Source organism: Stenotrophomonas sp. 364, from assembly GCF_009832905.1.
In the GTDB taxonomy this organism is placed as follows: domain Bacteria; phylum Pseudomonadota; class Gammaproteobacteria; order Xanthomonadales; family Xanthomonadaceae; genus Stenotrophomonas; species Stenotrophomonas maltophilia_AP.
In genome coordinates, this window is record NZ_CP047135.1 from 1521970 (window position 1) to 1542468 (window position 20499).

Annotated in this window: 20 protein-coding genes; 16 read left to right on the forward strand and 4 right to left on the reverse strand. The window is 68.8% G+C overall.

The window, feature by feature from the left end; translation table 11 throughout:
* The first annotated feature begins 38 nt into the window (after window positions 1-38).
* On the forward strand, window positions 39-626 hold the full coding sequence (locus GQ674_RS07180; RefSeq protein ID WP_159496508.1) for a TetR family transcriptional regulator: 588 nt from the start codon (window positions 39-41) through the stop codon (window positions 624-626).
* A 60-nt stretch (window positions 627-686) separates the two neighbouring features.
* Here GQ674_RS07180 and GQ674_RS07185 read toward each other — a convergent pair whose 3' ends face one another.
* The 3 genes from GQ674_RS07185 to GQ674_RS07195 form a co-directional block, all read right to left on the reverse strand.
* The gene (locus tag GQ674_RS07185) at window positions 687-2759 is read right to left on the reverse strand and encodes an EAL domain-containing protein (protein ID WP_159496509.1); all 2073 of its coding nucleotides are present in this window, start codon (window positions 2757-2759) and stop codon (window positions 687-689) included.
* 90 nt (window positions 2760-2849) lie between these two features.
* Complete coding sequence (locus GQ674_RS07190; RefSeq protein ID WP_159496510.1) at window positions 2850-4034, reverse strand: NAD(P)/FAD-dependent oxidoreductase; 1185 nt, start codon at window positions 4032-4034, stop codon at window positions 2850-2852.
* 8 nt (window positions 4035-4042) lie between these two features.
* Window positions 4043-4591, reverse strand: coding sequence for a YaeQ family protein (locus GQ674_RS07195; RefSeq protein WP_038688875.1), 549 nt, complete (start codon window positions 4589-4591; stop codon window positions 4043-4045).
* A 123-nt stretch (window positions 4592-4714) separates the two neighbouring features.
* Between GQ674_RS07195 and GQ674_RS07200 the strand changes: the two genes are divergently transcribed.
* Together GQ674_RS07200 and GQ674_RS07205 are read left to right on the forward strand one after the other, a co-directional pair.
* Window positions 4715-5089, forward strand: coding sequence for a hypothetical protein (locus GQ674_RS07200; protein WP_159496511.1), 375 nt, complete (start codon window positions 4715-4717; stop codon window positions 5087-5089).
* Window positions 5086-5967, forward strand: a complete 882-nt coding sequence (locus tag GQ674_RS07205) for a pseudouridine synthase (RefSeq protein ID WP_159496512.1) — start codon at window positions 5086-5088, stop codon at window positions 5965-5967. The genes GQ674_RS07200 and GQ674_RS07205 overlap by 4 nt, the downstream gene beginning before the upstream one ends.
* Before the next feature lie 196 nt (window positions 5968-6163).
* Here GQ674_RS07205 and GQ674_RS07210 read toward each other — a convergent pair whose 3' ends face one another.
* Entirely contained in the window at window positions 6164-6640 is a 477-nt protein-coding gene (locus GQ674_RS07210) for a YaiI/YqxD family protein (RefSeq protein WP_159496513.1), read from the reverse strand.
* Between the two features lie 300 nt (window positions 6641-6940).
* Here GQ674_RS07210 and GQ674_RS07215 point away from each other — a divergent pair, with 300 nt between their 5' ends.
* From GQ674_RS07215 to GQ674_RS07275, 13 genes are all read left to right on the forward strand, one after another.
* Window positions 6941-7150 carry a cold-shock protein gene (locus GQ674_RS07215; protein WP_017356920.1) on the forward strand — a complete coding sequence of 70 codons (210 nt, stop codon included), beginning with the start codon at window positions 6941-6943 and terminating at the stop codon, window positions 7148-7150.
* Between the two features lie 154 nt (window positions 7151-7304).
* Entirely contained in the window at window positions 7305-7997 is a 693-nt protein-coding gene (locus tag GQ674_RS07220; protein WP_159496514.1) for a glutathione S-transferase, read from the forward strand.
* A gap of 37 nt (window positions 7998-8034) precedes the next feature.
* Window positions 8035-9600 (forward strand): YdiU family protein, encoded by a 1566-nt coding sequence (locus tag GQ674_RS07225; protein ID WP_159496515.1) that lies wholly within the window; start codon window positions 8035-8037, stop codon window positions 9598-9600.
* Window positions 9601-9901: 301 nt separating this feature from the next.
* The gene (locus tag GQ674_RS07230; RefSeq protein WP_159496516.1) at window positions 9902-11413 is read left to right on the forward strand and encodes a right-handed parallel beta-helix repeat-containing protein; all 1512 of its coding nucleotides are present in this window, start codon (window positions 9902-9904) and stop codon (window positions 11411-11413) included.
* Between the two features lie 23 nt (window positions 11414-11436).
* Window positions 11437-12732, forward strand: coding sequence for a carbohydrate porin (locus GQ674_RS07235; protein WP_159496517.1), 1296 nt, complete (start codon window positions 11437-11439; stop codon window positions 12730-12732).
* The gene (gene aroD / locus GQ674_RS07240; protein ID WP_236546216.1) at window positions 12732-13619 is read left to right on the forward strand and encodes a type I 3-dehydroquinate dehydratase; all 888 of its coding nucleotides are present in this window, start codon (window positions 12732-12734) and stop codon (window positions 13617-13619) included. The genes GQ674_RS07235 and aroD overlap by 1 nt, the downstream gene beginning before the upstream one ends.
* 49 nt (window positions 13620-13668) lie before the next feature.
* Entirely contained in the window at window positions 13669-14988 is a 1320-nt protein-coding gene (locus GQ674_RS07245) for an MFS transporter (protein WP_159496518.1), read from the forward strand.
* 150 nt (window positions 14989-15138) lie between these two features.
* The gene (locus GQ674_RS07250) at window positions 15139-15834 is read left to right on the forward strand and encodes a 3-oxoacid CoA-transferase subunit A (RefSeq protein WP_159496519.1); all 696 of its coding nucleotides are present in this window, start codon (window positions 15139-15141) and stop codon (window positions 15832-15834) included.
* Window positions 15831-16478, forward strand: coding sequence for a 3-oxoacid CoA-transferase subunit B (locus tag GQ674_RS07255; RefSeq protein WP_159496520.1), 648 nt, complete (start codon window positions 15831-15833; stop codon window positions 16476-16478). The genes GQ674_RS07250 and GQ674_RS07255 overlap by 4 nt, the downstream gene beginning before the upstream one ends.
* 7 nt (window positions 16479-16485) lie before the next feature.
* Entirely contained in the window at window positions 16486-17694 is a 1209-nt protein-coding gene (gene pcaF, locus GQ674_RS07260; protein ID WP_159499300.1) for a 3-oxoadipyl-CoA thiolase, read from the forward strand.
* Window positions 17695-17800: 106 nt separating this feature from the next.
* Window positions 17801-18511, forward strand: a complete 711-nt coding sequence (pcaH, locus tag GQ674_RS07265) for a protocatechuate 3,4-dioxygenase subunit beta (RefSeq protein WP_038688855.1) — start codon at window positions 17801-17803, stop codon at window positions 18509-18511.
* A gap of 4 nt (window positions 18512-18515) precedes the next feature.
* Entirely contained in the window at window positions 18516-19079 is a 564-nt protein-coding gene (gene pcaG / locus GQ674_RS07270) for a protocatechuate 3,4-dioxygenase subunit alpha (protein WP_159496521.1), read from the forward strand.
* Window positions 19080-19148: 69 nt separating this feature from the next.
* A complete protein-coding gene (locus tag GQ674_RS07275) occupies window positions 19149-20492 on the forward strand; it encodes a 3-carboxy-cis,cis-muconate cycloisomerase (protein WP_159496522.1) in 1344 nt (447 codons plus the stop codon).
* The last annotated feature ends 7 nt before the right edge of the window (window positions 20493-20499 follow it).

Genomic DNA, 20499 nt, shown 5'->3' on the forward strand with positions numbered 1-20499 from the left:
TAAATAATCATACGTACCGTATGTAAGGAGCTGACCGGATGGCCCGCCGTACCCGTGCCGAGATGGAAGAAACCCGCGCCGCCCTTCTGGCCACGGCGCATGCGGTGTTCACCGCACAGGGCTATGCGGACGCCTCGATGGATGATCTGACCGCGCAGGCGGGGCTCACCCGTGGCGCGCTGTATCACCATTTCGGCGACAAGAAGGGATTGCTGCAGGCCCTGGTGGCGCAGCTGGACGCCGCCATGGATGCCCGGCTGCAGACGATATCGGCGACGGCCGCCGATCCCTGGGACGGGTTCCGCAGCCGCTGCCATGCCTATCTGCAGATGGCCCTGGAGCCGGACATCCAGCGCATCGTGCTGCGTGATGCGCGCGCGGTGCTGGGCGGGGCGTCACCGGAGGCGCAGCGCCATTGCGTCGCCTCGATGCAGGGCCTGATCGAGAACCTCATGCGCCTTGGCGTGGTAGCCGACGCCAACCCGCAGGCGCTGGCCTCGTTGATATACGGCAGCCTGGCCGAAGCGGCGTTCTGGATCGCCGAAGCGCCCGAGGCGACGGAGCGCCTGGGCCAGGCACAGGCCGCGCTGGATCTGCTGCTGCGCGGCCTGCTGGCCGCCCGATAACGGGCGGCGCTGGCAGGTCCGGTGGGTCGGGTAGGTCACGACCGTTGGTCGTGACGCCCCTTACGCGAAATCAAAGTTCATCACCGGCCCGGCAGGGCCGACGAAGTCGCCCTGCACGTAGTCCACGCCGGCACTGAACAACAGGCTCATCGAGTTGGCATCGGCGACGAACTCGGCGATGGTGCGGATGTTGGCCGACTGCGCGCGTGCGGTGATTTCGCTGATCTTCTCGCTGTGCTCGCGGGTACTGGCCACATCGCGGGTGAAGTCGCGGTCCAGTTTGAGGAACTGCGGCTGGAAGTGCGCCAGCAGCTGGAACGAATCCAGCCCCGAGCCGAACTGCTCCAGGCCGATCCGGCAGCCCAGCGGTGCCACCTCGGCCAGGAACTGCTGGGCATTGCGCAGGTGGGTGAATACCTTCGCTTCCGGCGCATGCAGCCACAGCCGTTCGCCCGGGACGCCCTGGGCCTGCAGCTCGCGGCGCAGCGTGGCCACCATCTGCGGATCGTTGAACGACTCCGGGGTGATCTTGACCATCATGTGGGTGGCATGGCCGGCGCGCGCGCGCTCGCCCAGCACGCCGATGGCGTGTGCCACCACCCAGCGGTTGATGTCGGCCAGCAGCCCATGTTCCTCGGCAATACCCAGGAACGCGGTAGGGCTGAGCAGTTCGCCGTTGTTGTCCAGGCGCAGGTAGGCCTCGTACAGCTCCAGCGGCTCGCCCTGCAGGCTCAGCACCGGCTGGTAGTGCAACTGGAAGCCGTCGCCGCCCAGCGCCTCGCGGATGCGGGTGACCCAGCGCTGGATGCGCTCTTCTTCCACCCGGTCGATGGCGGCCGGATCGAAGATGCGCGTGGTGTTGCCCAGTTCCGACGCAGCCTGCTGGCATTCGGTGGCGCGCGCCAGAACCTGGCCGATGCTGGCGATCTTCTCGCCCACCTGCACGCCGCCGATGCTGACGGTGACCGTGGCCGAGCGCTCGCCGATGCTGAACACCTGGCCGGCGAACGCATCACGGATCTGGTCGGCCAGGGCCACCGTCTGCGCGTAGGCGCCTTCGGTCAGGACCGCGAAGCTGTGCTCGCCAAAGCGGGCCACCTGGGCTGCATCGCCGACACTGGCGGCCAGCACCTGGCCGAGCGCACCGATCAGGGCGTCGGCCGAATCCAGCCCGATGTCCGGCAACAGGCGCGCGTAGTGGTCCGGCTCGATCAGCAGCAGGCCGAACTGGCCTTCGCTGCGGCCGGCCTGGGCCACCGCGTTTTCCACGTGCAGCATGAAGGTGGGGCGGTTGAGCAGGCCGGTGACCTGGTCGCGCTGGCGCAGGTCTTCGACCTCGCGGGCCAGTTCCGGGTCGAACTCCATGCGCCGCCGGCGGAACACCACCTGCAGGCAGGATTCGCCTTCGTAGCTGGCCTGGGTGAATTCCATCGTGGCCGGGAACACCGCGCCCTCCTGGTTGCGCGCATCCACCTGGTACTGCGGCGGCGGCGCCTCACCCTTGCTCATCGACTTGAGCAGCTGCTTGAAGCCGTCCACGTGCTGCGGGGCCACCATGTCCAGCAGCGAGATGCCTTCGACGTCGTCGAAGGATTCGTAGCCGAACATCTCCAGGTACGCCTCGTTGGCGCGGATGTGCATGCCTTCGTGGACGTAGGCGATGGGGTCGCGCGAGGAGGAGATCAGGGCATCGCAGCGGCGTTCGGTTTCGCGCATCTGGGCTTCGATGCGGCGCAGCCCGCGGCGTGCGTGCAGGTCGGTCCACTCGTTGCGCACCACCGCCAGCAGATGCTCGGGGCGGTTGCGCAGGGCGATGGCGCGGATGCCGTTGGCCCCGGCCTCGACCCACTCGTTCTCGTCGATCGATTCGGCCAGCAGGATCATCGGGATGTCCTTGCCGCTGGCCGCGATCTGCTGGGTGACCAGCAGCAGCGGAATGCTCTGCGCAGGCGCGGCCAGCACCAGGTCGATCGGCTGGGCGCCCAGGATCTGGGCCAGCTCCTCGGCGTGCTGCGGGCGCGCCGGGCGCACCGCGATGCCGCTGTTGCGCAGCGTGCTGACGATGGTTTCAGCGTTTTCACCGCTGTCATCCACGATCAGCAGGCGCACGGTCATGTCATTCGTGTTCTGCATTCACTACTCCCCGGACTGCAAACTTGATACACGATGGCTGTGGATACGTCCATGCGGCAAACGGTAGCCGGTCACGAATCCGCCGCCGGCTTACACCACCTGGCCTGCCGCATGGCCGCTGGCCCAGGCCCACTGGAAGTTGTACCCGCCCAACCAGCCGGTCACGTCCAGTACTTCCCCCACGAAGTGCAGGCCGGGGACCAACTGCGATTCAAACGTACTGGACGACACCTTGCGGGTGTCCACGCCGCCCAGGGTGACCTCGGCGGTACGGTACCCCTCGGTGCCGCTGGCCACCAGCGGAAAGCCCTGCAGCAACGCCGCGGCCTCGCGCAGCTGCGGTTCGTCGATCTGCTTGACCGGGCGGTCGGGCAGCCAGTGCTCGCACAGGCGCAGCGCCAGCCGCCGCGGCAGCACCTCGGACAACACCGTGCGCAGTTCGGCCGCGCCGCGGTCGCGCTTCATCGCGCGCAGCCAGCCTTCCGCGTCCTGGCCCGGCAGCAGGTCCAGCCGCAGGTCGTCGCCGGGTTGCCAGAACGAGGAGATCTGCAGGATCGCCGGGCCGCTGATGCCGCGGTGGGTGATCAGCATCGAGTTGCTGAAGGCCACGTCGTTGCAGCGCGCCGTCACCGGCAGGGCCACCCCGCTGAGGTCGTTGAAGCGTTCCTGGTGCTTGCCGCTCAGGGTCAGCGGGACCAGCCCGGCGCGGGTTGGCAGCACCTCATGCCCGAACTGGCGGGCCAGCTCGTAGCCGAAGCCGCTGGCGCCCAGGCTGGGAATGGACAGGCCGCCGGTGGCCACCACCAGCGAGGCGGCATGGAACTGCCCCTGTGCGGTGGTGACATGGAAACCGTCGCTGCCGCGTTCGACCTTGGTGACCCCGCAGTCGGTGCGCACCTGCACGCCGGCGGCCTGGCACTCGTCCATCAGCATGCGCACGATCTGCTTGGAGGAGACGTCGCAGAACAGCTGGCCCAGTTCCTTCTCGTGGTAGGCGATGCCGTGGCGTTCGACCATCTCGATGAAGTGCCAGGGGGTGTACCGGGCCAGCGCCGACTTGCAGAAGTGCGGGTTGGCCGAGAGAAAATTGGCCGACGTGGTGCCGGTGTTGGTGAAGTTGCACCGCCCGCCGCCGGACATCAGGATCTTCTTGCCAACCTTGTTGGCATGGTCGATCACCTGCACCATGCGGCCACGTTGGCCGGCGGTGAGCGCACACATCAGCCCGGCCGCGCCGGCGCCGATCACCAGCACGTCGCATGCAATGGGCTTCATCGCCTGGCTCATTCCTTGATGCGCTTGCGCCAGGTCGGGATCACGTCCAGCTGCATCTGGTCGTTGATCAGCTGCACTTCGCCATCCTGGATCAGCACATTCCAGCGCATGGCGCGCTGGATCTGCTCGGCCCAGCGTTCCACGAAGGTGCTGTCCAGATCCAGCACCGAGAGGTTGTCGAAGCGCTCCAGGCCCTTGGCCTGCTTGCTCCACCAGATATCGGCGCCGTGCCCGGCGAAGGTGATCACCTGAACCTGGCGGCTGCGGTTGCAGGCCTTGCGGATGCGCGATTCGTCGGGCTGGCCCAGGTCGATCCACTGCAGGATGTCGCCGGTGTAGTCGCGGTGCCACAGGTCCGGTTCGTCGTCGGTGCTCAGGCCGCGGCCAAACTCCAGGCGGTCCTCTGCATTCAGCGCGAAGGCCAGCAGGCGCACCATCAGGCGCTCATCGTTTTCCGACGGGTGCTGGGCCAGGGTCAGGTTATGGGTCGCGTAGTAGCCGCGATCCATGTCGCTGATCTGCAGTTCGGCCTTGCGGATGGTGGCGGTGAGAGCCATGGGGATACCGGGAGCAAAGAGGACCATGATAGTGGTTTGCCCCGGGGGTGTCCGGGGCGATGCTTCTGGAGGAGGGCGTTTGGTGGCACGCTGGGCACTTCGCGGTCCGGTTGCACGCCCTGCATGTCACGTCCCCAGCCACGCCGTCTGGTCATCGACGGTGCCTCTTTCATCTGCAGCATCCGGCGCGGGCCGGTCAGCGCCGACCCGGCCTGGACGGTGCTGGCGGCCTACGGTGCCGGGCGCCGCCTGCGTATCCGCTTCGCTGCCGATCCGGCCAGCGGTCGCCTGTCGGGCGACGCGGGGCTGGCCACGGGCAGCGTGCAGACTGCCGGCGGTCAGTGGGTCAACCTGCACCGGCCGGCGGTGATGCGTGCGCTGATCGACGCCGGGCTGGCGGCAGCCGATGGGCGGGGCGATGAGCGCGATGGCTGGGCATTGCTGGCGGTGGCCACGCTGCCAGCCGACGCCGACGCTGGCAGCGGAGCTTCGGTATGACCCCGCCCAGTCGCCTGCAGCTGCCGCCGGGCACGTGGGCAACGCTGCTCGACGGCCTGTGCGCGCGCTTCCCGCGGATCGACCGGGCGCAATGGGAAAGCCGCTTTGCACGCGGGCGGGTGCTGGACGCGCAGGGCAGGGCGCTGGCGCCGGACCGGGCGTGGCAGGTGGGGTTGGAGATCCAGTATTTTCGTGAGGTGGCCGAGGAGCCGGTGATTCCGTTCCTCGAAACCGTGGTGCATCAGGATGCGCATCTGTTGGTGGCTGACAAGCCGCACTTCCTGCCCGTCACCCCGGCCGGGGCGCATGTGCGCGAAACCCTGCTGGCGCGGCTGGTGGCGCGCACCGGCAATGCGGACTTGGTGCCGCTGCACCGGCTGGACCGCCTCACCGCCGGGCTGGTGCTGTTCTCGACCCGCCCCGATTCCCGTGACGCCTACCAGCGGCTGTTCCGCGAACGACGCATCGACAAGACCTACGAGGCGTTGGCGCCAGCGCTGCCCGGACGAAGCTTTCCGTTGGAACGGCATACCCGGCTGGCAGCGGGCGAACCGTTCTTCCGCATGGCCGAAGTGCCCGGGGAGCCCAATGCCCGCACCCGCATCGAAGTCATCGACGCCGACGGCCCGATCTGGCGCTACCGGCTGCACCCCGAGTCCGGCCGCAAACACCAGCTGCGCGTGCACATGGCCGCGCTGGGCGCGCCGATCGAGGGCGACGACCTGTACCCGGTGCTGCGCACGGCGGGCGAGGGCGCAGCCGCGGCACCGCTGCAGCTGCTGGCCCAGGCCCTGTCATTCATCGACCCGCTGACCGGCGAACCGCGTCATTTCAGCAGCGACCGGCAGCTCACAGCCAACGTGACGGCCCCCCCGTAGCGCCGGGCTCTGCCCGGCTCCCCCGCAATGCCGTAGCGCCGGCCTCTGGCCGGCTCCCCGTAATGCCAGATTTCATGAGGAGCCGGCCAGCGGCCGGCACTACCGGGTGCCCGGATTTCATAAGGAGTCAGCCAGCGGTCGACAGCCGCCGTGGTGCCCGGATTTCATGAGGCGCCGTCCAGCGGCCGCCTCCGGTTCAGCGCCCTGAACGCTTCGCCAGCCAGCGATCCAGTTCGGCCGCGAATGCCTGCCGTTCACGCGGGCCGAGCGGCGGTGGCCCGCCGGTCTGCACGCCGGCGCCGCGCAGCTCCTCCATGAAATTGCGCATCGACAGGCGCTCGGCCATGTTGTCGGGGGTATACAGCTGCCCGCGCGGGTTCAGCGCCACGGCCTGCTTGGCAATCACCAGCGCCGCCAGCGGGATGTCCTGGGTGACCACCAGGTCGCCGGCGGCCACCCGCTCGACGATGGCGCTGTCGGCCACGTCCAGCCCGGCCGGCACCTGAAGAAAGTCGATCACCCGCGAAGGCGGGGTGCGCAGCCAGTGGTTGGCCACCAGGGTCAGCGGCACCTGCACGCGCTCGGCGGCCCGGAACAGGATCTCCTTGATCACCCCGGGGCAGGCGTCCGCATCAACCCAGATGCGGCAATTGGCGGAACTTGAATCGGGCATTTGGCTGATCTTAAGGTAGGAAAAGTCTGAATGGGGCGCGCGAAATCGTGTAGGATGCGCCAATCCCTTGTCCCGTCAGGCGTGACGGGGGGATGGCTGAATAAACCAGCTATCGCTTTTTAGGTAAAACACGAGTATCGTCACCCACACTGTGTTTGCTAGGGTCACCGTGAATCGTGGCCTGGTGCAGTTGATCTCACGATCTGCTCATCGATCCGCTTTACCAACGCCTGCAACTCAGTCTCGGCTCCGATAAGCGGCGGCCGCGATTATTTCAACTATTGTTTCAGGAGTTAGTACATGTCTGATCGTCAGCAGGGCACCGTGAAGTGGTTCAACGACGCCAAGGGCTTCGGCTTCATCACCCCGGAAAGCGGCCCGGACCTTTTCGTGCACTTCCGTGCCATCCAGGGCACCGGCTTCAAGTCGCTGCAGGAAGGCCAGAAGGTGACCTTCGTCGCCGTGCAGGGCCAGAAGGGTATGCAGGCTGATCAGGTGCAGGCGGTCTAATCGACCCCCCGCTACCGTCAGGTTGCAATGAAACGCCGGGAGCGAAAGCTCCCGGCGTTTTTTATGCGGGGTGTTTTTTCATCCGTGGGCGCCCGATGACATCGGCAGGGCGCGTACCTCGTTACGATGTCGCTTTGAACCTGCGGACCCGTCAATGATCAAGGTGCACCATCTGGACCACTCGCGCTCGCAGCGCGTGTTGTGGATGCTCGAAGAGCTGGGCCTGCCGTACCAGCTGGTCAACTACCAGCGCGACCCCACCACCTGGCTTGCGCCGCCGGCGCTGCGCGAGATCCACCCGCTGGGCAAATCGCCGGTGCTGCAGGACGACACCCTGGTGCTGGCCGAGTCCGGGGCCATCCTGGAATACCTGGCCGACCGCTACGACAGCGCCCGCCAACTGTCGCCCGAACTGCTGCCGGCTCAATCCGCCGAGCGCCTGCGCTACCGCTACTGGATGCACTACGCCGAAGGCTCGGCGATGCCGCCGTTGCTGATGAGCCTGGTGTTCGCACGCGTGCGCAAGGCCCCCATGCCGTTCTTCGCCAAGCCGATTGCCCGTGGCATCGCCGACAAGGTGATGAAGGGGTTCGTGGGCCCGCAGCTGAAGCTGCACCTGCAGTGGATGGAGCGTGAGCTGGGCCAGTCGCCGTGGTTTGCCGGCGAACGCTTCACCGCCGCCGACATCCAGATGAGCTTCCCGATCCAGGCGGCCGCCTCGCGCGCAGGCAGCATGGACGCGTACCCGAAACTGCAGGCCTTCCTGCAGCGCATCGAACAGCGCCCGGCCTACCAGCGCGCCACCGAGCGCGGCGGGGCGCTGGACCTGGGCGCGGGCGCGGCATGAACTTGCGGGGGCGTGGCGGCGCCCCCATCTGGTGAGCATGGATACCCAGCCCCTGCGCTTCGACAACCGATTCATCGGCGACCTTCCCGGCGACGAGGAAACCGGCCCGCGCGTGCGCGAGGTGCGCGGTGCCGCGTGGTCGTCGGTGATGCCCACGCCGGTGGCCGCACCACAGTTGCTGGCGCTTTCCGCCGACGTTGCCGACCTGCTGGGCCTTGGCCCGGACCTTACCGACAGCCCGGATTTCGCGCGGGTGTTCGGCGGCAACGCGCTGTATGCCGGCATGCAGCCGTGGGCGGCCAACTACGGGGGCCACCAGTTCGGGCATTGGGCGGGGCAGCTTGGCGATGGCCGCGCCATTTCGCTGGGCGAGCTGCTGGCCCCGGACGGGGCGCGCTGGGAACTGCAGTTGAAAGGGGCCGGGCGCACCCCGTACTCGCGCGGGGCCGACGGCCGCGCGGTCCTGCGCTCGTCCATCCGCGAATTCCTGTGCAGCGAAGCCATGCACCACCTGGGCGTGCCGACCACGCGCGCGTTGAGCCTGGTGGGCACCGGCGATGCGGTGGTGCGCGACATGTTCTACGACGGCCACCCGAAGGCGGAACCCGGTGCCGTGGTGTGCCGGGTGGCGCCGTCGTTCATCCGCTTCGGCACCTTCGAACTGCCGGCCTCGCGCGGCGACGTGGCCCTGCTGCGGCAGCTGGCCGATGCCTGCATCGCGCGTGATTTCCCGGCGCTGGCCGATGCCGGCGCGCAGCGCTATGCGCAGTGGTTCGCGCAGATCTGCGAGCGCACCGCGATCCTGGTGGCGCACTGGATGCGGGTCGGCTTCGTGCATGGGGTGATGAATACCGACAACATGTCCATTCTGGGCCTGACCATCGACTACGGACCGTATGGCTGGGTGGACGACTACGACCCCGACTGGACCCCGAACACCACCGACGCGCAGGGCCGTCGCTACCGCTTCGGTACCCAGCCGCAGGTGGCGTACTGGAACCTGACCCGGCTGGCGCAGGCACTTTCGCCGCTGTTTGACGATGTCGCGCCGCTGCACGACGGGCTGGCCCGTTTCCAGGCCGTGCATGCCGAGCGCGAGCGCGCGGACATCGCCGCCAAGTTCGGCCTGGCCGACTGCAGCGACGACGACGTGGCGATGATGGCGGCCTGGCGGCAGATCCTGCAGGACGGCGAGATGGACATGACGCTCGCCTTCCGCGGCTTGATGGCGCTCGATCCGCAGGCACCGTCGGTACAGGTGCTCGCCGAGGCCTTCTACAGCGACGCGCGGCGCGAGGCCGTGCTGCCCGCGTTGCAGGTCTGGCTGCAGCAGTACGCCGCGCGTCTGCGCGCCGATCCGCTGGATGCGGCCACCCGCCAGCAGCGGATGGCCGGTGCCAATCCGGTGTATGTGTTGCGCAACTGGCTGGCGCAGGACGCCATCGAACAGGCCGAGCAGGGCGACATGAGCGGTGTGCACACCCTGCTGGAGGTGCTGCGCACCCCCTACGAGGTGCAACCGGGCCGCGCGCACTTCGCCGGCAAGCGCCCCGACTGGGCGCGCGACAAGGCCGGATGTTCGATGCTGTCCTGCAGCTCCTGAGCCCGGGTGCGCGGCATGCCGCGCCTGAACCGCGAATCTCCTGACGGACACACCATCGCACGCCGCAGCGCCTGCGTTTGCCGTTGTCGTGCCTGCGCCTACGACAATGGTCGTAGCGACGAAATCCGATAATCGCACACGTAGTCGATAAACGCACTTGAATGGTGCAGTGCGATAAACCTACTTTCAATCCCGTTCCAAGCGATCCACCTCTGGCGGGCGAGGGCAGTGCCACTACGGTACTGAAGCCAGGTACAGGGGAAAGACCGCCGGAGTCCCTTTCCCTGTGCGGAGCCTGCGCATGCGTTGCCGTTTGTCTGTTGTTTCCCTGACCCTGCTCGCCCTGCTGCCGTCGTTGGCGCTGGCTTACCAGGCCGAGCCGCCGCGCGAGGCGCTGCAGGTCCTGCACGTGGACCGCTACGCCGACGACGCCGCGCCCTGGTCGCTGCGCTGGGCGATCATCACCGCCAACCAGGCCCCGGGCCGCTACCGCATCGAGATCGACGCGGTGGGCAGCGCGCCGTATGTGATCCGCCCGGCCTCGCCGCTGCCGGAGATCGTCGGCCCGGTGCAGATCGTCGGCACGCCGTGGGCGAGCGCCGGCCAGTATGTGGCCATCGACGGCGCCGGCTACGTCACCGGCACCGGCACCGATGCCTGCCCGGGTGCCGAGCCGGGCCAGTCCGGCACCAACGTGCGCACCACCACGCTGCCGGGGCTGGTCCTGCGCGACACCACGGGCGTTGAGCTCAGCGGCCTTGAGATCCGCAACTTCTGCATCGGCGTGCTGATCAACCGCAGCAGCCACAGCGACATCCACGACAACCGCATCGTGGCCAACAAGGGTGGCGCCGGCATCATGCTGACCGGCGACGACGGCGAGGGCCAGTCCACCGCCACCACCACCGTGCACAACCGCATCGTGCGCAACCAGTTCGTCGACAACGGCGACGGGCTGGAGCTGACCCGCGGCGCGGCCTGGAACCTGGTGGCCGACAACCTGTTCCAGTCCACCGCCGCAAACCCGGAGCCGTCGCAGGGCATCGAAATTCTGTGGGGCAACGACAACACGGTGGTGCGCAACCGCTTCGTCGACTACTCCGACGGCCTGCAGATCAACTGGGGCAACCGCAACTACATCGCAGCCAACACCTTCACCGGCAACTCGATCGGGGTCAGCGTCACGGGCAGCGACAACGTGCTGGATGGCAACACGATCACCGGCAACGGGATCGGCATCGCGGTGCGTCCACAGCCGGTAAGTGCACCGAACCGCTTCAGCGCCAACCAGATGGTCGGCAACGGGCTGAAGATCGCGCGCTGCGAAGCCGGTGGCGCTTGTGCCACGGGCCAGCCGCGCGGGGCGATCGTGTTCGGCGTACCGGGGCTGGAACACGCGAACTTCGTGGGCTCGCGCGGGCGCGGCGTCGATACCGACCCGTCCAAGCGCGCGCGCATCTGCAGCGGCACCGACACGACAGGGTGCCAGCCGGCGCCCAACCTGGGCCAGGCCGCGCCGGTGTTGCAGGCGGTGCAGGGCACCGGCACCGCGCGCACCGTGCACGGGGTGTTCCAGGGCGTGCCGGGGCAGCGCTACCAGCTGGAAGTGTTCGGCAACCGCACCGCGAACAGCAGCGACGCCGAACGCCTGCTCGGCACCGTAGACGCCGTCACCGATGCGCAGGGGCAGGGCCGCTTCACGCTGGCGCTGCCGACCACGGGCGAGGCTGCCGGTATCGCCACGCTCACCGCCACCGCGACCTCCGCGCTGGGTGCCACCTCCCCGTTGAGCGCGCCGCTGTCGCTGCGCTGACCCGTCGACCCCGAGAGATTCCGATGCGATTTCCGAACCCCACTCCGCTTGCCGTCCTGTTGTCCGCTGCCGTGCTGACGCCCGCGCTGGCCCACGCACAGGACAGCAACCGTTACGACGGCAAGACGCTCACCGGCGACTGGGGCGGCACCCGTACCGCGCTGGACGAACGCGGCATCCGCTTCCGTGGCGACTACGTGGGCGAGGCGATGGGCGTGGTCGACGGCGGCTACGGCCGCACCGGCGCGCGCTATGCGCAGCAGGTGCGGGTCGGCGTCGACCTGGACATGGGCCGCCTGGCCGGCTGGGACGGCGGCGCCTTCCACGTCACCCTCAACGACCGCCGCGGCAACAGCACCTCGGCCGACCTGGTCGGCAACCGCTTCCCGATCCAGGAAGCCTACGGCGGGCAGTACACCCGGCTCACCGAGGCCAGCTATGACCAGACCTTCAACGGTGGGCAGTCGTATTTCAAGCTGGGCTACTACGCGATGGGCAACCAGTTCGGCCTGCACAGCCTGCTGACCCACTTCGTCAACGCCGCTTTCTGCGCCCATCCGCTGGCGATGTCCGGCAACAGCGGCTGGTACAACTACCCCACGGCACGCTGGGGCGGTGAAGTGGCCCAGCAGGTGAGCCCGGCGCTGAACGTGCGCACCGGCTGGTTCCAGGTCAACCCGAACCTGGGCGGCAACATCGAACGCAATGCGTTTCGTCCGTTCGTGTCGGGCACCACCGGCTCGCTGATTCCGCTGGAAGTGACCTGGACCCCGGACAAGGGCGGGGCGTATCCGGGCGTGTACAAGTTCGGCGGCTACTACGACACCTCGCGGGTGGACCAGCGCGGGCTCGATACCTCGCCCACCACCGGCCGCCACGGTGCGTATGTGCTGGCCGAGCAGCGGCTTACCCGCGAAGCCGGCGACCCGCAGCGCGGGCTGACCGCCTTCGCGCAGTACATGGTGTCGGACACCGACACCGCGCAGATCCGCCGCTGGTATGCACTGGGCGGCGTCTACCAGGGCATCGGCACGCGTGCGCAGGACAGCATCGCGCTCGGCTACGTGGGCGCGGACATCAACCGCCGCCTGGTGGACGCGCGCCGCGCCACCCTGGCCGACATGGGGGTGGCGACGGACTCGCCGCTGTACCAGCTCAGCCAGGCCGAGGAACTGTTCGAACTGTCCTACAGCATCCAGGTGAACCCCTGGCTGATGATCCGCCCCGACGTGCAGTACATCGTCAACCCCGGCACGTTCGCCTACACCCGCACCGACAACGCGTGGGCCGTGGGCGTGCAGGCCAAGGTGACTTTCTGATGCGCGCCTTCCTTCCCTCGTTCCTGGTGAACCGCATGCGTCCGCTCACTCCCTTCATGCTGGCCGCCGTACTCGGCGGCGCCGCGGCCGTTGCCCACGCCGCACCGGTACCGGTCACGCCCTTGCAGGTAGGCACACTGCGCATCGGCGAAGGCGCGCCACGCACCATCGTGCCGATCACCGGCGCCACCGCCGAACAGGCGCTCCAGCAGGCCGCCGTGATCGCCGCCAGCCCGGCCACCGACCTGGCCGAATGGCGCATCGATTATCTGGACATCGCCACCGACGGCAAGGCGCTGGTGACCCTCGGCAAGCGCATCGCGCGCACGCTGGATGGCAAGCCGATGATCCTCACCTTCCGCACCCAGGCCGAAGGCGGCAGCAAGCCGATCAGCGACGCCGACTACGCCGCGCTGTACGCCACGCTGCTGCGCGGCGGCTTCACCCAGCTGATCGACGTGGAGATGTTCCGCGATCCGGAGCGGGTGGCGGCACTGGTCGCGCAGGCACACACGGCCGGGGTGAAGGTGGTGATGTCCAGCCACGACTTCCATGCCACCCCCGCGCGCGAGGAGATCGTGGCGCGGCTGCTGCGCCAGGAGGCGATGGGCGCGGACGTGTTGAAGATCGCGGTGATGCCGCGCGACGCCGGCGACGTGCTTGCCCTGCTGGATGCCACCTGGCAGGTGCGCCAGCGCAGCCGCAAGCCACTGCTGACCATGTCCATGGGCGGCACCGGCGTGGTCTCGCGGCTGGCCGGGGAAACCTTCGGCCAGGCGCTGACCTTCGGCATGATCGGCACCCCGTCGGCGCCAGGCCAGGTCGAGGTCGAGCAGCTGCAGCAGGTGCTCCAGGTCATCCATGCCTCCAGCCAGGCCGGTCGTTGAGACCTCCCCGCCGGACGCTCCCCGCACTACGTCGTCGCAGGATCCCCGTATGAGCCATGCCACCGCCACCGCGTCCCCGCTCGTGCTCGAGCGGATGACTCCCTTCCAATGGACGGCGATCGCCATCTGCGTGCTGTTGAACATGCTCGATGGCTTCGACGTGATGGTCATGGCGTTCACCGCGCCGCACGTGTCGGCCGACTGGGCGCTGTCGGGCAAGCTGCTGGGCATCATGCTCAGCGCCGGTCTGGTCGGCATGGCGCTGGGCTCGTTCCTGCTGGCGCCGCTGGCCGACCGCTGGGGCCGGCGGCCGATGATCATGCTGTGCCTGGTGATCCTCACCGTGGGCATGGCGTTGTCGGCGCTGGCCAGCAACGCGTGGCAACTGGGCGCGCTGCGCGTGTTCACCGGCGTGGGCATCGGCGGCATGCTGGCCGGCGTGGGCGTGATCACCGCCGAGTACGCCAACCCCAAATGGCGCAGCACCGCGGTGGCGCTGCAGGCCACCGGCTACCCCATCGGCGCCACCCTGGGCGGGGTGCTGGCGGCCTGGATGCTGCAGCATTTCAGCTGGCACAGCGTGTTCCTGATTGGTGCTGGCGCGTCGTTGCTGTGCATCCCGCTGGTGCTCAAGTGCCTGCCCGAATCGCTGGATTTCCTGGTGGCGCGGCGTCCGCCGGATGCCTTGCCGCGGCTCAACGCGCTGCTGGCGCGCATGCACATGCCCGCGCTGCAGGCGCTGCCGCCGGCACCGGTGCGGGCCGATGGACGCAAGGGCTACGCCGCGCTGTTCGTCGGTGACCTGCGCCGGGTGGCGGTGCTGATCGCGATGGCGTTTTTCCTGCACATGTTCGCGTTCTATTTCGTGCTGAGCTGGACGCCGAAGCTGCTGGTCTCGGCCGGCGTATCGGCCCAGCAGGGCATCACCGGGGGCGTGCTGCTCAACCTGGGCGGGATTGTCGGTGGCAGCCTGTTCGGCTGGCTGGCGTCGCGCTGGGCGTTGTCGCGGCTCACCGCGGCCAGCCTGCTGCTGGCGATGGTGGCGATGCTGGCCTTCGCCGGTTTCAACACCCAACTCGGTATCGCCTTCCCGGTGGCGTTCGTGATCGGTGCGGCCCTGTTCGGCGCCATGGCCGGGCTGTATGCCGCCGCGCCGGTGGTATTTGCCGCCGACGTGCGCACCACCGGGCTGGGCTGGGCGATCGGCATCGGCCGGGTCGGCGCCATTCTGTCGCCGCTCACCGTGGGCCTTCTGGTCGATGCGGGTTGGTCGCCCACCGCGCTCTACGTGCTGTGTGCGCTGCCGTTGGCACTGGCGGCGTGGGCCTGCCTGGGCCTGCGCGTCGGCGTTGGCCAGACGCGCAAGTGAGCCGCCGGGCATGGACAGTCGCGTGTGCGATTATCGCATCATGAGTCCGATTATCGGATTGACCGCATGGTCGCCGCTGCGCACCATGTCCGCGTCCCGTTTTCCCCCGTATGTCGCCGCCGCCTGCAGGGCACGGCAAGGAGCAACGCAGTGATCGACAAGACCGTGGCCAACGCTGACGCAGCGGTGGCCGACATCCACGACGGGGCGACGGTGATGATCGGCGGGTTCGGTACCGCCGGCATGCCCGACGCCCTGATCGACGCCCTGATCGCGCAGGGCGCGCGCGGGCTGACCATCATCAACAACAACGCCGGCAACGGCGACACCGGGCTGGCCGCGCTGATCCGGCACAAGCGCGTGCGCCGCGTCGTGTGCTCGTTCCCGCGCCAGGCCGACTCGCAGCATTTCGATGCGGCCTACCGCGCCGGCGAGATCGAACTGGAGCTGGTGCCGCAGGGCAACCTGGCCGCGCGCATCCATGCCGCCGGCTCGGGCCTGGGTGCGATCTTCACCCCTACCGGTTACGGCACCGAACTGGCACGCGGCAAGGAAACCCGCGAGATCGACGGGCGCCACTACGTGCTGGAGTACCCGCTGCACGCCGACTTCGCGCTGATCAAGGCCCACCACGGCGACCGCTGGGGCAACCTGGTGTACCGCAAGACCGCGCGCAACTTCGGCCCGCTGATGGCGATGGCCGCGCGCTGTGCGATCGTGCAGGTGGATGCCGTGGTGCCGCTGGGCGACCTGGACCCGGAGGCCGTGGTGACGCCCGGCATCTTCGTGCAGCGCGTGGTTGCCCTGGATGCCACCGCTACCGCCACCGTTGGAGCCCGCGCATGAACCGCCTGAGCCGCGAACAGATGGCCGCGCGCGTGGCGCGCGATATTCCCGAAGGTGCCTACGTCAATCTGGGCATCGGCCTGCCGACCACGGTGGCCAACTTCCTGCCGGCCGACAAGGAGATCTTCCTGCAGTCGGAGAACGGCCTGCTCGGCATGGGGCCAGCACCGGCAGCGGGCGAAGAGGACCCAGACCTGATCAATGCCGGCAAACAGCCGGTGACCCTGCTCACCGGCGGCTGCTATTTCCACCATGCCGATTCGTTCGCGATGATGCGCGGCGGTCACCTGGACATCTGCGTGCTGGGTGCATTCCAGGTGTCGGCACAGGGCGACCTGGCCAACTGGAGCACCGGTGCGGCCGATGCCATCCCCGCCGTCGGTGGGGCGATGGACCTGGCCATCGGCGCCAAGCAGGTGTTCGTGATGATGGACCTGCTGACCAAGCAGGGGCAGAGCAAGCTGGTGGACACCTGCAGCTATCCGCTCACCGGGCTGCGCTGCGTGTCGCGCGTGTATACCGACGTGGCCGTGTTCGACCTGGGCGAGGCGGGCGCGCGCGTGCTGGAAATGGTGGACGGGGTGAGCCTGGAGCAGTTGCGTGAACTCACCGGCCTGCCGCTGCAGATGAGCGAAGGAGCCTGACATGACCCTGCACGACACCTACATCATCGATGGCATCCGTACCCCGATCGGCCGCTACGGCGGTGCGTTGGCCGGCGTGCGCGCCGATGACCTCGGCGCGATCCCGTTGAAGGCGCTGCTGGCGCGCCATCCGCAGCTGGACCCGGCGTTGATCGACGAGGTCTACCTGGGCTGCGCCAACCAGGCCGGCGAAGACAACCGCAACGTGGCCCGCATGAGCCTGCTGCTGGCCGGCCTGCCGGTGAGCGTGCCGGGCAGCACCGTCAACCGGCTGTGCGGCTCGGGGCTGGATGCGATCGGTACGGTGGCACGCGGCATCGCCGCCGGTGAACTCGGGCTGGCCATTGCCGGCGGCGTGGAGTCGATGTCGCGGGCGCCGTACGTGATGGGCAAGGCAGGCACGCCCTTCGCGCGCGACCAGGTGATGGAAGACACCACCATGGGCTGGCGTTTCATCAACCCGCAGCTGCGCGCGCTGTATGGCGTGGAGACCATGGGCCAGACCGCCGAGAACGTGGCCGAGCGGTACGCGGTATCGCGCGCCGACCAGGACGCGTTCGCGCTGCGCAGCCAGCAGCGCGCCGCCGCCGCCCAGCAACGCGGGTTCTTCGACGGCGAGATCGTGGCGGTGGACGCACCCGGGCGCAAGCGCGGTGAAACCGTGCGCGTGGCGCGCGATGAACACCCGCGCGCGGACACCACGCTGGACGCGTTGGCCGCGCTCAAGCCGTTGTTCCGCCAGCCCGGCACGGTGACCGCCGGCAATGCGTCGGGCATCAACGATGGCGCCGCCGCGTTGCTGCTGGCGTCGGGCGCACAGGCACGCACACTGGGCCTGACCCCGCGCGCGCGCATCCTGGGCTTTGCCAGTGCCGGGGTCGAACCGGCGGTGATGGGCATGGGCCCGGTACCGGCCACGCAGCGCCTGTTGGCGCGGCTCGGGCTGTCCATCGCCGATTTCGATGCGATCGAGCTCAACGAAGCGTTTGCTTCGCAGGGGCTGGCGTGCCTGCGCCAGTTCGGTGTCGCCGACGATGCCGCGCACGTCAACGCCAATGGCGGTGCTATCGCGCTGGGCCATCCGCTGGGCATGAGCGGGGCGCGCCTGGCGCTGACCCTGCTGCGCCAGCTGGAAGCCAGCGGGGGGCGGCGTGGTCTGGCCACCATGTGCATCGGCGTGGGCCAGGGGGTCGCGCTGGCCATCGAGCGCGTGTGACCGCCCCTGTTTTTTCCTGCTTCACGGCCGCTGCCGCCTTCGCATGGCAGCGTGCCACTGCCTTTCAGCTGCGGCCCCACCGGCCGCCCGCCAACCGGAGTACGCCATGAGCGATCCCACTGACCTGCGCGGCTACCGCAGGCCCTATCCCGGCACCCAGCCGGACCGCATCCACCTGCCGTATGCGTCCACCCGCCTGCGCGGCCCCGGACGTGACCCGATCCAGATCCCGGCCACGCTGTCCGAAGTGACCGGGCCTACCTTGGACCGCATCACCCTGGGCGAACACGCCGCCGACCTGACCGCCGGTTTCAAGGGTCAGCCGCTGGGCGAGCGTATCGTGGTCAGTGGCCGGGTGCTGGACGAGAACGGTCGCCCGGTGCGCAACAGCGTGGTCGAGGTATGGCAGTGCAACGCCGCCGGTCGCTACCTGCACAAGGGCGACCAGCACGATGCACCGCTGGACCCCAATTTCACCGGCACCGGCCAGGTGCTCACCGACGACCACGGCCGTTACCGCTTCACCACCATCAAGCCCGGCGCCTACCCGTGGCGCAACCACTACAACGCGTGGCGACCGGCACACATCCACTTTTCGCTGCACGGCGAAGGCATCGGCCAGCGCCTGGTCACGCAGATGTACTTCCCCGGCGATCCGTTGCTGGCGTACGACCCGATCTACAACTGCGTGGACGACGCCAAGGCCCGCGAGCGCATGGTGTCCTCGTTCGACTGGGAAAACACCGCCAACGAATTCGCCCTCGGCTACCGCTTCGACATCGTGTTGCGCGGTCGCAAGATGACCGTGTGGGAGTAAGCAGATGAGTTTCCAATCCACTCCGTGGCAGACCGTGGGCCCGTACTACCGGCTGGGCCTGGAACCGCTGTACCGCACCGACATCGCGCCGGCCCAGGCGCAGGGGGAGCGCGTACAGGTGCAGGGCCAGGTGTTCGATGGCCTGGGCGTGCCGGTGTCCGATGCCGTGCTGGAAATCTGGCAGGCCGACGCGCAGGGCATCTACGCCCATCCGGAAGACCCGCGCCACGCCGCGCATGACCCGGGCTTCGATGGCTGGGGCAGGGTGCCCACCGACGCGCAGGGCCGCTTCGCCTTCACCACCGTGCGCCCGGGCAGTGTGGCCGGTCCCAAGGGGCAGCCGCAGGCACCGCACCTGATGGTGCTGGTGTTCATGCGCGGTCTGCTGCGCGCGGCCAGTGCGCGGATGTATTTCAGCGACGCGCCGGGCAATGCCGACGATCCGATCCTGGCCCTGGTGCCGGCCGAACGCCGCGCCACGCTCATCGCCCAGGCGCAGGGCAACGGCCTGTACCACTGGGACGTGCGCATGCAGGGCGAGCTGGAAACCGTGTTCTTCGACTACTGATGCCGGCCTGCACGCGCGGCCTGACGGCGCGCGGGTAAGCTGGGTCCACCTTTGACTGGATGGCGTTTGATGAGCGATTTCCCCTCGCTGCTTGGCGGCCTGTTCGGTGCGCCGGAGGTGGACGCAGTGTTCACCGACACCGCACGTCTGCAGGCAATGCTCGACGTGGAAGCCGCGCTGGCACGTGCGCAGGTGCGCTGTGCGGTGATTCCACCGGCCGCGCTCGGCGCGATCGAAGCGGCCTGCCGGGCCGACCTGTATGCCGTGCCCGCACTGGGCCAGGCCACGTTGCTGGCGGGCAATCCCGCCATTCCGCTGGTCAAGGCGCTGACTGCGCAGGTGCGCCACGCCGATGCCGACGCCGCGCGCTGGGTGCACTGGGGCGCCACCAGCCAGGACATCATCGATACCGGCGCAGTGCTGCAGCTGCGCGAGGCAGTAGGCCTGGTGCAGGAGCGGCTGCATGTGTTGTGCACCGCGCTGGCGGTGCTGGCCGATGCCGAGCGCGATACCGGCCTGCCCGGGCGCACGCTGCTGCAACAGGCGGTGCCGGTGACCTTCGGGCTGAAGGCTGCCGGTTGGCTCGACGCATTGCACCGCAGCCAACGGCGCCTGCAGGCGTTGTACGACGACACGCTGGTGCTGCAGTTCGGCGGTGCGGCCGGGACCCTGGCCTCGCTGCAGGCGCGCGGCCTGGACGTGGCCCAGGCCCTGGGCGACGAACTGCAGTTGCCGGTGCCGGCGCTGCCGTGGCATACCGCCCGCGACCGGGTGGCCGAGCTCGGCAGCACGTTCGCGCTGCTCACCGGCACACTGGGCAAGATCGCCACCGACATCGTGCTGCTGATGCAGTCCGAAGTAGCCGAAGCATTCGAGCCGGTCGGCGAGGGCAGGGGCGGGTCGTCGGCGATGCCGCACAAGCGCAATCCGGTGGGCTGCGTGGCGGCCATTGCCTCGGCCACGCGGGTGCCGGGCCTGGTGTCCACCTTGTTCGTGGCGATGCCGCAACCGCATGAGCGCGCGGCCGGGCAGTGGCATGCCGAGTGGGAAACCGTGCCGGAGATCGTGCGCCTGTGCGCCGGCAGCCTGGCCCAGGTGACCGTGGTGGTGCAGGGCCTGCAGTTGGACCGGGCGCGCATGCGCGACCACCTGGACAGCCACGGGGGGCTGCTTTACGCCGAAGCGGTGGCGGTGACGCTGGCTGAAACGCTGGGCAAGGCCACCGCGCATGCGCTGGTGGAACAGGCCGCGCGCCAGGCGCTGGCACAGTCACGTCACCTGCGCGATGTGCTGCAGGACATGCCGACGGTGAGCGCGCAGCTGTCGCCGACGCAGCTGGCGGCGTTGTTCGCGCCCGACAGCTGGCGCGGCATGGCCGACACCTGGATCAACCGCGTGCTGGCGCAGCGCTGAACCCTAT

Bases quoted from the DNA above. Each gene is read 5' to 3' on its own strand.
- GQ674_RS07180 (WP_159496508.1), top strand. From the start codon at position 39: ATGGCCCGCCGTACCCGTGCCGAGATGGAAGAAACCCGCGCCGCCCTT.
- GQ674_RS07185 (WP_159496509.1), bottom strand. From the start codon at position 2,759: ATGCAGAACACGAATGACATGACCGTGCGCCTGCTGATCGTGGATGAC.
- GQ674_RS07190 (WP_159496510.1), bottom strand. From the start codon at position 4,034: ATGAAGCCCATTGCATGCGACGTGCTGGTGATCGGCGCCGGCGCGGCC.
- GQ674_RS07195 (WP_038688875.1), bottom strand. From the start codon at position 4,591: ATGGCTCTCACCGCCACCATCCGCAAGGCCGAACTGCAGATCAGCGAC.
- GQ674_RS07200 (WP_159496511.1), top strand. From the start codon at position 4,715: ATGTCACGTCCCCAGCCACGCCGTCTGGTCATCGACGGTGCCTCTTTC.
- GQ674_RS07205 (WP_159496512.1), top strand. From the start codon at position 5,086: ATGACCCCGCCCAGTCGCCTGCAGCTGCCGCCGGGCACGTGGGCAACG.
- GQ674_RS07210 (WP_159496513.1), bottom strand. From the start codon at position 6,640: ATGCCCGATTCAAGTTCCGCCAATTGCCGCATCTGGGTTGATGCGGAC.
- GQ674_RS07215 (WP_017356920.1), top strand. From the start codon at position 6,941: ATGTCTGATCGTCAGCAGGGCACCGTGAAGTGGTTCAACGACGCCAAG.
- GQ674_RS07220 (WP_159496514.1), top strand. From the start codon at position 7,305: ATGATCAAGGTGCACCATCTGGACCACTCGCGCTCGCAGCGCGTGTTG.
- GQ674_RS07225 (WP_159496515.1), top strand. From the start codon at position 8,035: ATGGATACCCAGCCCCTGCGCTTCGACAACCGATTCATCGGCGACCTT.
- GQ674_RS07230 (WP_159496516.1), top strand. From the start codon at position 9,902: ATGCGTTGCCGTTTGTCTGTTGTTTCCCTGACCCTGCTCGCCCTGCTG.
- GQ674_RS07235 (WP_159496517.1), top strand. From the start codon at position 11,437: ATGCGATTTCCGAACCCCACTCCGCTTGCCGTCCTGTTGTCCGCTGCC.
- aroD (WP_236546216.1), top strand. From the start codon at position 12,732: ATGCGCGCCTTCCTTCCCTCGTTCCTGGTGAACCGCATGCGTCCGCTC.
- GQ674_RS07245 (WP_159496518.1), top strand. From the start codon at position 13,669: ATGAGCCATGCCACCGCCACCGCGTCCCCGCTCGTGCTCGAGCGGATG.
- GQ674_RS07255 (WP_159496520.1), top strand. From the start codon at position 15,831: ATGAACCGCCTGAGCCGCGAACAGATGGCCGCGCGCGTGGCGCGCGAT.
- pcaH (WP_038688855.1), top strand. From the start codon at position 17,801: ATGAGCGATCCCACTGACCTGCGCGGCTACCGCAGGCCCTATCCCGGC.
- pcaG (WP_159496521.1), top strand. From the start codon at position 18,516: ATGAGTTTCCAATCCACTCCGTGGCAGACCGTGGGCCCGTACTACCGG.
- GQ674_RS07275 (WP_159496522.1), top strand. From the start codon at position 19,149: ATGAGCGATTTCCCCTCGCTGCTTGGCGGCCTGTTCGGTGCGCCGGAG.